This window comes from Microbacterium stercoris (genome assembly GCF_017592545.1).
Classification (GTDB): domain Bacteria; phylum Actinomycetota; class Actinomycetes; order Actinomycetales; family Microbacteriaceae; genus Microbacterium; species Microbacterium stercoris.
On sequence record NZ_JAGFOA010000001.1, the window covers coordinates 721,026 to 732,989 of the forward strand.

Consider the following 11,964-nt stretch of genomic DNA (forward strand, 5'->3'; position numbering starts at 1 on the left):
GCCCCGCCCTGAGCGGGGTGGGGGGGGGGGCGGGGGGCGCGGGGGGGGGGGGCGCGGGGGGGGGGCGGGGGGGGGGGGGGGCCCCCCCCCCCCCCCCCGCTTCTGCGTGGGCGTGCTCAGTCGTTGACGACGAGCGACTCGGCGATCGGGCGACGCGTGCGCGGGGCCACCTCGCGCTCCTGCAGCGCCTCGGGCAGCTCGGTGTGGTCACCGAAGTCGCCGACGGCGGTGATGGTGAAGGGCACGAAGCGCTCCTCGAGACCGAACTTCTCGGAGATCTGCGCACCGTCGAATCCGGCCATCTGGTGCACGTGCAGACCCTCGGCGTGCGCCTGCACGCTGAAGTGGGCCACGGCCTGGCCGAGGTCGTAGAAGGCCCACGGCTGCTCGTCGCCGTTCGCGTTCTTCGTCTCGGCGATCGCGACGACCAGCGCGGATGCGTTGGGAGCCCAGGCCTGGTTGAAGCCCATCAGCGACTCGACGATGGCGGCGTGCGTGGCGGTGCCGCGGCGGGCCACGATGAAGCGCCAGGGCTGGACGTTGTTCGCCGACGGCGACCAGCGGGCGGCCTCGAGCGCGCTGTTCAGCTTCTGCTCGTCGATCGCGACGGCGGCGTCGTAGGCGCGGGGGCTCCAGCGCTCGACGAGGACATCCAGGATCGGGTGATCGGTGGTGGCGGACTGATCGAGCGTGGCAGCGCCCATGTTGTGCTCCTTGCGGTTCACGGAATTTCGGTCATGAGCGCCGTTGCTCGCGTGAGTCAACGGCGTCCCGGCGAGGCCTATTCCCGTGAATCGAATGTGTCGGAGTGTGTCGCACGGACCGCCCAGACAGGGGCCGTGTGCGGCGCCGCGATCAGCCGAAGATCATCGGCACGTCCTCGTCGTCCTCGTCGCCGGTCGGCAGGTCGAGGTCGACGACCACGGGCACATGGTCGCTGGGCGCGTCGCCCTTGCGCTCGTCGCGGTGGATGGCCGCGCCGGTCACGGCGTCGGCGAGGGCACGCGATCCGAGGATGAAGTCGATGCGCATGCCCTGGTTGCGCACGAACTTGATGGCCTTGTAGTCCCAGTACGTGAACCCCTCGGGCACGAGCGGGCGCACGACGTCGACGAGCCCCGCGCTCTCGAGCTCGGCGAACGCCTGGCGCTCCCGGGGGGAGACATGCGTGCTCACGCCCTCCACCACCTGCGGGTCGCCGTTGTCGGCGTCGGTGGGGGCGATGTTGAAGTCGCCGACCAGCGCAAGCGGAAGATCCGGATCGCGCGTCAGCTGCTCGCGGGTGTGCTGCTCGAGCGCCTTGAGCCAGTGCAGCTTGTACGCGTAGTGCGGATCGCCGAGCGATCGGCCGTTGGGCACATAGAGGCTCCACACGCGCACGCCGCCGATCGTGGCGCCGATCGCGCGGGCCTCGAGCGGCGCATCCGGGCCCTCGTGGCCCTTCAGGAAGCCGGGCATCCCCGGGAACGAGTGCTCGACATCCTCGATCGGCTCGCGGCTGGCGATGGCCACGCCGTTCCACTGATTGAGGCCGTGCGCCTCGACGTGGAAGCCCGCCGCCTCGAACTCCGCGAACGGGAACTGCTCGGGCTTGCACTTGATCTCCTGCATCGCCAGCACGTCGATGTGCTCGCGCTCGGCGAAGGCGACGATGCGCCCCACACGGGCGCGGATCGAGTTGACGTTCCAGGTGGCAAGCCGCATGGCACAAGCCTAGGCGCGGCCCCGGACATCGCCGCGGCTCGGCGTCTGTCCCCGGCGGGGCGGCTGACAACACGTGTTCTGAGCGAGAACACGCCGGATCGGCGCGGATTCCGCGTGGCCTTGCTGAGAGGACGTGTTTTCAGGCGGTGGGACGACGCGTCAGGCGCACGAACGCCGGGAGCGGGCCCTCCTAGAATTGCGGCATGGCCGCATCCACGCCCGAACTCGAAGCCGACCGCCAGGCGCTCATCGCCCTCATCAACGAGGAGGCCGTCTTCCACGGCGACTTCACGCTGTCGAGCGGCAAGAAGGCCACCTACTACGTCGACATGCGCAAGCTCACGCTCGACCACCGCGCGGCGCCGGCCATCGGGCGCATCATGCTCGACCTGATCAAGGACATCCCGGATGTCGCGGCCGTCGGCGGCCTCACCCTCGGCGCCGACCCCATCGCCAACGCGATGATGCACGAGTCGGTGCGCACCGATCGCCCGCTCGACGCATTCGTCGTGCGCAAGGAGCCGAAGGACCACGGCCGCGGTCGCCAGATCGAGGGCGCCGAGGTCGAGGGCAAGCGCGTCGTCGTGGTCGAAGACACGTCCACCACGGGCCAGTCTCCGCTCAAGGCCGTGGAGGCGCTGCGCAAGGCCGGCGCCGAGGTGGTCGCCGTCGCGACCATCGTCGACCGGTCGACCGGTGCGCAGGCCGCGATCGAGGCCGAGGGCCTCGAGTGGCGCTCGGCCATCGTGCTCTCCGACCTGGGTCTCGACCCGCAGTAAGCATGGATCGCCTCGCCCTCGCCCTGGATCTGGGCGGAACCAAGCTCGACGCTGCGCTTGTCTCCTCTGAGGGAGAGGTGCTCGCCGCATCCCGCAATCGCCGCCCCACCGGTCCGGCCGTCACCCCCGCGGACCTCGATACGGCGATCGCCGAGACCGTCTCGCACGCGCTTTCGCGTCTGCCCGAGGGCGCGGAGTTCGCCGGGGTCGGCATCGGGAGCGCCGGCCCGATCGACCTCGTTGCCGGATCCATCCATCCGGTCAACATGCCGGCCGCCCGCGGCTTCGAGATCGTCGCGTCGGCCGAACGCTCGGCGGCCGCGGTGCTCGGGCGGTCGGACTTCCCGGTGCGTCTGCGCCACGACGGCGGATGCCTCGCCCTCGCCGAATCGTGGATCGGCGCGGCGGCCGGATCGCGCGCCTCGCTCTCGATCGTGGTGTCGACGGGCGTGGGCGGCGGCATCGTCGTGGAGGGCACGCCGATCGGCGGCGCCTCCGGCAACGCCGGTCACCTCGGCCAGACCGTGATCGGCGACGTCACGCTCGAGCAGATCGCCTCGGGCCCCTCGAGCGTCCGCTGGGCGCAGCAGCAGGGCTGGAGCGGTTCGACCGGCGAGGACCTCGCGCGCGGCGCCGCAGCAGGCGACTCCGTCGCGCGCGCCGCGATCGAGCGCTCCGCGCAGCACGTGGGCATCGGCCTCGCCAATGCGTCGACGTTGCTCGACCTCGAGGTCATTGCGATCAGCGGCGGCTTCTCGCGGGTCGCCGACGACTACGTCGAGCTCGTCTCCGCCGCTTTGCGCGACGCCGCTGTGCTGCCGTATGCGCGGGCGACGCGCGTGGTGCGCAGCGCCCTGGGCGACGAGGGTCCGCTGGTCGGTGCCGCCGCCCTCGTGCTCCGCTGACGCCGGCGCCGAGCCGGCGCGACCGTCGGCACTGCGACTCGGGGGGCGCTCCCCCGGCTCATGGGGCGAGGGCGCGCGTGGCGAACGGTGACGGCGAGGCGCCCGAGAACGCGCGCTCGAGCACCTGGCAGCCCGCCCCGACCGCGGCGGCGTCCGGGCCGAGCACGGAGTCGCCGATGGTCACGGGATGCGGCACAACGAGCGCGGCCGAGCGCTGCACGCGATCCCGGATGCGGGCGAGCGCGTGGGTGTTCAGGGGCGCCCACAGGGGCCCGCTCATCACGACCATCGTCACGTCGAACATGTTGATGACGAACGTCACGGCCTCGGCGATGTCATCGGCCGCGCCGTCGAGCAACGCCCCGATGGCCGGATCGCCGGGGGCGCGCTCGCACAGCGCGGCGAAGGCCGCCGCGATCCCCGCGTGGTCGCCGGGGACGGGATCCTGCCCGGGCGCGAGACCGAGCAGGTGCGCAGGCGAGATGCGCACGCCCAGGCAGCCCCGCTGGCCGCACGAGCACGGCGGCCCGTCGGCCGCCACCTTGAGGTGCCCGATGTCGCCGAAGTTCGACGTCGCTCCCCGCAGCGCCGTCCGGTCGAGCGCGACCCCGAGGCCCACACCCGCTCCGAGGTAGAGCACCGCGACGTCGTCGTCGACATCCTGCGTTCCCGCCCAGAGCTCCCCCACCGTCGCCGAGGTGACGTCCTTCTCGAGCAGCACCGGGAGGCCGAACCGCTCGGCCAGTACGTCGCTCAGGGGAACGTTGTCCCATCCGGGCAGCAGCGGCGGGCGGTTGACGATCCCGCGGTCGACGTCGACGGGGCCCGGGGCCGCCACGCCGATCCCGATGAGGCGCTGCCGGTCGGCGCCGCAGCTCTCCAGCAGCGCGTCGGTCGAGGCGATCATGCTCTCCTCGACGGCGTCGGGCGCTTGGCCGGACGGGGTCGCCGTGGCGTGACGGGCGATCACCCGGCCGAGCAGATCCACCAGCGAGTAAGTGATGCGGGCGGGGTCGAGGTGGATGCCCACGGCATAGCGGGCGTCCGGCACGAGGTGCAGCCGTGTGCGGGGCTTGCCCGGACCCGCCGCCACGCGGTCGCCCTCCCGCACCAGCCCGGCGTCGATCAGGCGGCGGGTGATGGTCGACACGGTCTGCGCCGAGACGTCGGTCTGCGCGGCGATCTCGATGCGGCTCACGCCATCGGGCGCGCGTCGCACGATGTCGAACACCCGCGCCTGGTTGGCTCCGCCTCCCGCGAGCTCGGCTCTTCCTCGTGCCATCGACGCCCCTCCGTGGTCTGTCTCGAACGATACTGCCGCCGGAGATCCCGACCCTTCGCTCTTGACATTAGTAAATCAAGCGGATTTATTAATCCTGTAGTCGGCGGGCACCGTCGCCGAGCCGGCGTGAATCGAAGGAGCTTCACACATGGATCGCAGACTGCTGGGCGCGGGGCTGCTCGCCGGCGCGCTCGTGGTAACCGGATGCACCGCGGGTGGCGGCGGGGAGGGCGGCGGCGGGGGCGACGCCTCGACCATCAAGGTGGCGTACCAGAAGTACGGCACCTTCACCCAGGCCGACACCCTCATGGCGAAGGTGAAGGAGGAGTTCGAGGCCCAGAACTCCGAGGTCACGGTCGAGCTCGTGCCGATCGAGGCCCAGCAGAACGACTACTTCACCAAGCTCGCCCTCATGAACCAGTCACCGGCGACCGCTCCCGACGTGATGTACGAGGACACCTTCATGATCAAGTCGGACGTCGACGCGGGCTACCTCGCGCCGCTCGACGACTACGTCGAGAGCTGGGACGAATGGGACCAGTTCTACGACAACGCCAAGGACGCGGGCCGCGGCGACGACGGCAGCATCTACGGCATCCCGATGGGCACCGACACCCGGGCCCTCTGGTACAACACCGACCTGTTCGAGCAGGCTGGCCTGCCCGTGCCGTGGGAGCCCAAGACGTGGGAGGACGTGCTCGATGCCGCGGCCACCATCAAGGCCGAGCTTCCCGATGTCGTGCCCATGAACGTGTACTCCGGCAAGGCTCAGGGCGAGGCCGCGTCGATGCAGGGCTTCGAGATGCTGCTCTACGGCACCGAGGACACCCTCTACGACACCGATTCGCAGAAGTGGGTCGTCGGATCCGACGGATTCGTCGACTCGCTGCAGTTCATCGCCGATCTCTACCAGGGCGGTCTCGGCCCGACCCCGCAGCAGGCGCTCGACAAGAACCTCGGCAACCTCGTCTCGGGCGAGTGGCTGCCGCAGGGCAAGCTCGCGATCGACCTTGACGGCTCGTGGCTGAGCGGCACCTGGCTCGAGTCCGGCACAAACCCGTGGCCCGAGTGGAACGACGTGATGGCGCAGGCGCCCATGCCGACCCAGAAGGGTCAGGACCCCGGCGCCGTCAGCATGTCGGGGGGCTGGACGCTCGCGATGGGCTCGGGATCGAAGAACCCGGATGCGGCCTGGGAGTTCATGTCGCTGGCCCTCAACAAGGAGAACTCGCAGAACTACGACATCGAGGCGAGCCAGATCGCCGTGCGCGAGGACGTGGCCACCGACCCCGAGTACGGAGCGTCGAACCCGTCGTTCGCGTTCTTCTCGTCGATCGTCGACGTGACGCACTTCCGCCCCGCGACCTCCGACTACGCGAAGATCTCGAACGAGATCACCGTGGCCATGGAGGCCGTGATGACGGGCCAGCAGTCGCCGGAGGAGGCCGCGGCGGCCTACGACGAGGCCGTCATCGGGATCGTCGGCGAGCAGAACACGCAGGATGGCTGACCGTCACTCCGAGACGGCGCTGATCGTCGGGGTCGCCGCGCGCCGCAGGCGCGGCGGCCCCGGCGGGCCGAGCGGCCGGCTCGCGCGAGACGCCGTGCGCGCGCTGCCGCTGCTTCCGGCCGTCGTGCTGCTGGCCATCTTCCTGATCGGGCCCGTGATCAGCGCCTTCTTCGGCGCCTTCACCAATGCCTCGCTGCGCGGCGCCGCGGCCCGGGGCGCCGAGTTCGTGGGTTTCCGCAACTTCACCGACCTGTTCGCCGATCCGGACTTTCCGAAGTCGGTCGTGATCACACTCGTGTTCCTCATCGGATCGGCGATCATCGGCCAGAACGTGCTGGGCATGGTGCTCGCCCTCGCGATGCGGTCGGCGCACGGCATCACGGGCAGCGTCGTGTCGACGATCGTGGTGGCGGCGTGGGTGCTGCCCGAGATCGTCGCGTCGTTCGCCTGCTACGCGTTCTTCGCCCCGGAGGGCACGCTCAACACCCTGCTGTCGCTGGTCGGCATCACCGGCCCGTCCTGGCTCTACGACTGGCCGCTGTTCTCGGTCATCCTCGCGAACACCTGGCGCGGCACGGCGTTCTCGATGCTCGTGTACTCGGCGGCCCTGTACGAGGTGCCGCCCGAGATCAACGAGTCGGCCGAGATGGACGGCGCACGCGGGTGGCAGCGCTTCGCGTTCATCACGATCCCGATGATCCGGCGCAGCATCTCGACCAACCTGATGCTGACGACGCTGCAGACGCTGTCGGTGTTCACGCTCATCTACGTGATGACCGGGGGCGGTCCCGGCACCGACTCCGCGACGCTGCCGATCTTCGCCTACCAGCAGGCCTTCCAGTTCTCCGAGCTCGGGTTCGGCACGGCCATCGCCGTGATCCTGCTCGTCGTCGGCGGCGTCTTCTCGCTCATCTACATCCGCGCACTGCGCCCGGAGGTCGACTGATGTCTCTTGCCCTCACCTCGCCCCGCGGCCGCGGCCTGCGCATCACGGCGAACCTCGTGGCCCTGCTCATCGGCGTGTGCTTCCTGCTGCCGATGCTCTGGCTGGTGTTCGCGTCGTTCGACGGCAGCGCCACCCTCTCTGTGCGGCTTCCCGACGAGTGGAGCATCGCCAACTTCGGCGCCGTGCTCACCCCCGAGCGCACCTTCATCCCGCTGGCCAACAGCCTGGTGCTCGCGGGTGGCTGCGCCGTCATCACGGTGGTGGTCGCGGTGCTCGCCGCGTATCCGCTCTCCCGTTACCGCCTGCGCATGAACAAGCCCTTCCTCTACGGCATCCTGTTCGGCACCTGCCTGCCCATCACCGCGATCATGGTGCCCGTCTACATGCTGTTCGTCTCGTTCGGCCTGCTGGATTCGATCCCCGGCACGATGCTGTTCCTGGCGGCGACCTCGCTGCCCATGGCGATCTGGATGATGAAGAACTTCATGGACTCGGTGCCGATCTCGCTGGAGGAGGCCGCGTGGATCGACGGGGCGTCGATGCTCACGACGCTCACCCGCGTGGTGGTGCCGCTGATGCGGTCCGGCATCGGCGTGGTGTTCATCTTCGTGTTCATGGGCGCCTGGGGGAACTTCTTCGTGCCCTTCGTGCTGCTGCTCACGCCCGACAAGCAGCCCGCCGCGGTCAGCATCTTCTCGTTCTTCGGCCAGTACGGGTCTGTCGCATACGGCCAGCTCGCCGCGTTCTCGATCCTCTACTCCGTGCCGATCCTCGCCCTCTACGTGCTCGTCTCCCGGCTGTCTGGTGGCGCCTTCGCGCTCGCCGGGGCGGTCAAGGGCTGACGCCCGACCGATTCACTCGAAAGGACCTCCTCCATGCATGACGACATCCCGCTCACCGTCGGCCGCGCCAAGCGGGTGCTCGGCGAGCGCATCCTGCCCGCCGTCCACAACCGGCGTGCAGCTCTCGACGTCGCCTTCCACGAGCTGCCGGGTGAGCCCATCGCGCCCGCCGAGGGCCTCGCGCTCTCGTACGAACCCTTCGAGACCGGATCGCCCTGGGGCGCCGCGTGGGGCACAACGTGGTTCCGGGTGCGCGGCCGGGTGCCGGCCGAGTGGGCCGGGCGTCGCGTCGAGGCCGTGGTCGACCTCGGCTTCGACGCCGCGATGCCGGGGTTCCAGTGCGAGGGGCTTGTGTACCTGCCCGACGGCGAGCCGGTGAAGTCGCTCAACCCGCGCAACCAGTGGGTGCGGATCGCCGACGAGGCATCCGGCGATGAGGAGGTGGAGTTCTTCATCGAGGCCGCCTCCAACCCGGTGGTGCTCGATCGCCACCCGTTCCTGCCGACGCAGCAGGGCGACATCCGCACCTCCTCGCCGCAGAAGCTCTACACCACGCGGCACTTCGACCTCGCGGTGTTCGAGCCGGAGGTGTTCGAGCTCGCGCTCGATCTCGAGGTGCTGCTCGAGCTGCAGGCCGAGCTGCCCGAGTCATCCCCGCGGCGCATGCGCGTGCTGCAGGCGCTCGATGACGCACTCGACCTCGTCGACCTGCAGGACATCACCGGCACGGCGGCAGCGGCCCGCGAGGCGCTCGCTCCCGCGCTCGCGTCGCCGGCCGAGGCCAGCGCGCACGAGATCTCGGCCGTGGGTCACGCGCACATCGACTCGGCGTGGCTGTGGCCCGTGCGCGAGACGGTCCGCAAGGTCGCCCGCACCACCTCGTCGATGACCGACCTGATCGGCGAGACCAACGACTTCCTCTACGGCATGTCGAGTGCGCAGCAGTACGCGTGGATCAAGCAGCACCGCCCCGAGGTGTACGCGCGCGTCAAGGCCGCCGTCGCCGAGGGCCGCTTCCTGCCGCTCGGCGGCATGTGGGTCGAATCCGACACCGTGATGCCGACGGGCGAGGCCATCGCGCGCCAGTTCCTCTACGGCCAGCGCTTCTTCGAGGAGGAGTTCGGCATCCGCTCGAAGGGCGTCTGGCTGCCCGACTCGTTCGGCTACTCCCCCGCCCTGCCGCAGCTGATGCGGCGAGCCGGATTCGAGTGGTTCTTCACGCAGAAGATCTCCTGGAACCAGGTCAACCGCTTCCCGCACCACACGTTCGCGTGGGAGGGCATCGACGGCTCGCGCATGTTCAGCCACTTCCCCTCGATGGACACCTACAACTCGCAGCTGTCCGGAGCCGAGGTGGCGCGGGCCACGCGCCAGTTCCGCGAGGCGCGGCTCGCATCCGGATCCATCGCGCCCGTCGGCTGGGGAGACGGCGGCGGCGGAACGACCCGCGAGATGACCGGCAGGGCCAGGCGTCTTGCCGACCTCGAGGGCTCCGCGAAAGTGCGGTGGGAGCATCCGGATGCGTTCTTCGACCGCGCGCGGGCCGAGCTGCCCGAGCCGCCGGTGTGGGTGGGCGAGCTGTACCTCGAGCTGCACCGGGCCACCCTCACGAGCCAGCACAAGACCAAGCAGGGCAACCGCCTGACCGAGCACCTGCTCATCGAGGCCGAGCTGTGGGCCGCGTCCGCCGCGTTCTGGGCCGGAGCGGACTACCCGTACGACGAGCTCGACGCGCTGTGGCGGCAGGTGCTGCTGCAGCAGTTCCACGACATCCTGCCGGGCACCTCCATCGCGTGGGTGCATCGCGAGGCCGTCGAGCAGTACGCGCGCGTGGCGCGGGAGGCGACGGCGCTGATCGAGCGGGCGCAGGCCGCGCTCGCCGGGTCGGGCGAGGAGGACGTCGTCTTCAACCCCGCGCCGTTCGCCCGTGACGGCGTGCCCGCGCTCGGTGCCGCGCGAGCGGTGGCGGCATCCGGATCCGTCGCCGTCACCGAGCAGGACGGCGGCTTCGTGCTCGAGAACGACCTGGTGCGCGTGGTGTTCACGCACGACGGGCTGATCACCTCCGCCGTGGATCTCGCAACCGGCCGCGATGCGATCCCCGCGGGTGCCGAGGCGAACCTGCTGCAGCTGCATCAGGACTTCCCGAACATGTGGGACGCGTGGGACGTCGATCGCTACTACCGCAATCGCGTGGACGACCTGCGTGAGGCGGCCTCGCTGACGCTCGAGGAGGGATCCGGATCCGTCACGCTCGTGATCCGCCGCGCCTTCTCGCAGTCGGCGGTCGAGCAGCGGATCACCCTGCGGGCCGGATCGCGTGCGCTCGAGTTCGCCCAGACCACCGACTGGCACGAGACCGAGAAGTTCCTCAAGGTGGCGTTCCCGCTCGACATCCAGGCCGAGCACACGGCGGCGGAGACGCAGTTCGGATACGCGAAGCGCGTCACGCACACCAACACGAGCTGGGAGGCCGCGAAGTTCGAGACCTCCATGCACCGCTTCGTGCACGTCGAGGAGCCCGGGTTCGGCGTCGCCCTCACGACCGACTCCACCTACGGGTACGACGTCACGCGCGACTCCACGCCCGAGCAGGGCGTGACCACCACGGTGCGGCTGTCGCTGCTGCGCGCGCCGCGCTTTCCCGATCCGGAGACGGATCAGGGCGAGCAGACGCATCGGTACGCGCTCGTCATCGGGGCGGACATCGAGCAGGCCACGGCCGCGGGCCTCGCGCTGAACCTGCCGATGCGGGTGGTCGCGGGCGGGCCGGTCGAGCCGGTGGTCACCGCCACCGAGGGGCTGCTGATCTCGGCCGTGAAGCTCGCCGCCGACCGCTCGGGCGACCTGATCGTGCGCGTCTACGAGCCGTATGGACGCCGCGTCTCGGGCGTGCTGCGCTTCGGGCGACAGGTGTCAACGGTCGAGACGGCCTCGCTCATCGAGGACGGCGGCCTCGGCGAACTCGACCTGGTGGACGGTCGCGAGGTCTCGCTGTCGCTGACGCCGTTCGAGGTGCGCACGCTGCGCGTGCGGGGGTGACGCGGCGGGGGCGTGACGCGTCGGGGGCGTGACGCGTCGGGCGATGCCGCGCCCGGCGGCGTGACGCGCCCGGGTGGGAGAACCGCTGTCGGGCGGCGCCCTGGCCCTGCCAGGATGAGCGCAACGGGCAGAGCCGCCCGACCCTCCCTCCCCCTGGAGCCCCCCAATGAAGCTCTTCCGCAGCGCTCTGGCGCTCACCCTGATCGGCGGTCTCGTGGCGTTCGCGCCGACCGCCGCCCACGCCGCCGAGACCCCCGCTCCCGGCTGGACCGTGCAGTACGACACCACCTTCTCGGCCGCGGATCTCGCGTCGACCCGCATCCTCGACGAGCCGGCGTGGAAGAACGGCGAGATCCAGCGCTACGCCCCGTCGCAGGTGGCGCCGCTGGACGGCGGCGGTATGCGTCTGCGCGTCGAGAAGGTGGGCGACCAGTGGATGTCGGGCGCCGTCGAGCTGCGCAACGTGGTCATCCGTCCCGGTTCGTACGTCACGGCGTCGGTCAAGCTGCCCGAGGGTCAGGGCTTCTGGCCCGCCTTCTGGATGTGGAACACGGCAGGTGGGCGCGACACCAGTGAGATCGACATCGTCGAGGCGGCGAGCCCCTGGTGGCACGAGGCGGTGCAGTCGGTGCACGGTGCGAAGAAGACCGGTCTCGCGTCGATCGTGACCCGGATGGATGGATCCTGGGCCGACGAGGTGCACGACTACGCGGTCTGGTGGGAGCGCGACTTCGTCAACTTCTACATCGACGGCGTGCAGGTCGGCCGCTACGCGGGCAAGAACATCCCGACCGCCGACATGTTCGCGATCTTCAACGTCGCCGTCGGTGGCGCGTGGCCGGGGCTTCCCGATGCGACCACCCCCAGCCCGGCCGACATGATCGTGCAGGACTTCACGGTGTACACCCACGGCGCCACGCGCCCCGGCGTGCCGCCGGTGAGCTGAGGCCGGCG

General features: G+C 70.4%; 10 protein-coding genes. 7 read left to right on the forward strand and 3 right to left on the reverse strand.

Going from position 1 to position 11,964, the window contains the following annotated elements; translation table 11 throughout:
- Positions 1-116: 116 nt before the first annotated feature.
- On the reverse strand, positions 117-704 hold the full coding sequence (locus tag J5V96_RS03320; RefSeq protein WP_208500200.1) for a nitroreductase family protein: 588 nt from the start codon (positions 702-704) through the stop codon (positions 117-119).
- 151 nt (positions 705-855) lie between these two features.
- The gene (locus J5V96_RS03325; RefSeq protein ID WP_208500201.1) at positions 856-1,704 is read right to left on the reverse strand and encodes an exodeoxyribonuclease III; all 849 of its coding nucleotides are present in this window, start codon (positions 1,702-1,704) and stop codon (positions 856-858) included.
- A gap of 203 nt (positions 1,705-1,907) precedes the next feature.
- Between J5V96_RS03325 and pyrE the strand changes: the two genes are divergently transcribed.
- Together pyrE and J5V96_RS03335 are read left to right on the forward strand one after the other, a co-directional pair.
- A complete protein-coding gene (gene pyrE / locus J5V96_RS03330; RefSeq protein WP_208500202.1) occupies positions 1,908-2,483 on the forward strand; it encodes an orotate phosphoribosyltransferase in 576 nt (191 codons plus the stop codon).
- Between the two features lie 2 nt (positions 2,484-2,485).
- Positions 2,486-3,388: an ROK family protein gene (locus tag J5V96_RS03335; RefSeq protein WP_208500203.1), complete on the forward strand. Its 903-nt coding sequence runs from the start codon at positions 2,486-2,488 to the stop codon at positions 3,386-3,388.
- 58 nt (positions 3,389-3,446) lie between these two features.
- On the opposite strand, the gene J5V96_RS03340 is transcribed toward J5V96_RS03335, so the two are convergent.
- Positions 3,447-4,670 (reverse strand): ROK family transcriptional regulator, encoded by a 1,224-nt coding sequence (locus J5V96_RS03340; protein WP_208500204.1) that lies wholly within the window; start codon positions 4,668-4,670, stop codon positions 3,447-3,449.
- 148 nt (positions 4,671-4,818) lie between these two features.
- Here J5V96_RS03340 and J5V96_RS03345 point away from each other — a divergent pair, with 148 nt between their 5' ends.
- The 5 genes from J5V96_RS03345 (at position 4,819) to J5V96_RS03365 (ending at position 11,956) form a co-directional block, all read left to right on the forward strand.
- Positions 4,819-6,180: an extracellular solute-binding protein gene (locus J5V96_RS03345; protein WP_208500205.1), complete on the forward strand. Its 1,362-nt coding sequence runs from the start codon at positions 4,819-4,821 to the stop codon at positions 6,178-6,180.
- Entirely contained in the window at positions 6,173-7,126 is a 954-nt protein-coding gene (locus J5V96_RS03350) for a carbohydrate ABC transporter permease (protein ID WP_208500206.1), read from the forward strand. Before J5V96_RS03345 ends, J5V96_RS03350 begins: the two co-directional genes overlap by 8 nt.
- Positions 7,126-7,968 (forward strand): carbohydrate ABC transporter permease, encoded by an 843-nt coding sequence (locus J5V96_RS03355; RefSeq protein WP_208500207.1) that lies wholly within the window; start codon positions 7,126-7,128, stop codon positions 7,966-7,968. The genes J5V96_RS03350 and J5V96_RS03355 overlap by 1 nt, the downstream gene beginning before the upstream one ends.
- A gap of 33 nt (positions 7,969-8,001) precedes the next feature.
- A complete protein-coding gene (locus J5V96_RS03360; protein WP_208500208.1) occupies positions 8,002-11,010 on the forward strand; it encodes an alpha-mannosidase in 3,009 nt (1,002 codons plus the stop codon).
- A 166-nt stretch (positions 11,011-11,176) separates the two neighbouring features.
- The gene (locus J5V96_RS03365; protein WP_208500209.1) at positions 11,177-11,956 is read left to right on the forward strand and encodes a glycoside hydrolase family 16 protein; all 780 of its coding nucleotides are present in this window, start codon (positions 11,177-11,179) and stop codon (positions 11,954-11,956) included.
- Positions 11,957-11,964: the final 8 nt, after the last annotated feature.

Coding starts and splice junctions, on each gene's coding strand:
- J5V96_RS03365 (WP_208500209.1), top strand. CDS start 11,177: ATGAAGCTCTTCCGCAGCGCTCTGGCGCTCACCCTGATCGGCGGTCTC.
- J5V96_RS03355 (WP_208500207.1), top strand. CDS start 7,126: ATGTCTCTTGCCCTCACCTCGCCCCGCGGCCGCGGCCTGCGCATCACG.
- J5V96_RS03345 (WP_208500205.1), top strand. CDS start 4,819: ATGGATCGCAGACTGCTGGGCGCGGGGCTGCTCGCCGGCGCGCTCGTG.
- pyrE (WP_208500202.1), top strand. CDS start 1,908: ATGGCCGCATCCACGCCCGAACTCGAAGCCGACCGCCAGGCGCTCATC.
- J5V96_RS03320 (WP_208500200.1), bottom strand. CDS start 704: ATGGGCGCTGCCACGCTCGATCAGTCCGCCACCACCGATCACCCGATC.
- J5V96_RS03340 (WP_208500204.1), bottom strand. CDS start 4,670: ATGGCACGAGGAAGAGCCGAGCTCGCGGGAGGCGGAGCCAACCAGGCG.
- J5V96_RS03325 (WP_208500201.1), bottom strand. CDS start 1,704: ATGCGGCTTGCCACCTGGAACGTCAACTCGATCCGCGCCCGTGTGGGG.
- J5V96_RS03350 (WP_208500206.1), top strand. CDS start 6,173: ATGGCTGACCGTCACTCCGAGACGGCGCTGATCGTCGGGGTCGCCGCG.
- J5V96_RS03335 (WP_208500203.1), top strand. CDS start 2,486: ATGGATCGCCTCGCCCTCGCCCTGGATCTGGGCGGAACCAAGCTCGAC.
- J5V96_RS03360 (WP_208500208.1), top strand. CDS start 8,002: ATGCATGACGACATCCCGCTCACCGTCGGCCGCGCCAAGCGGGTGCTC.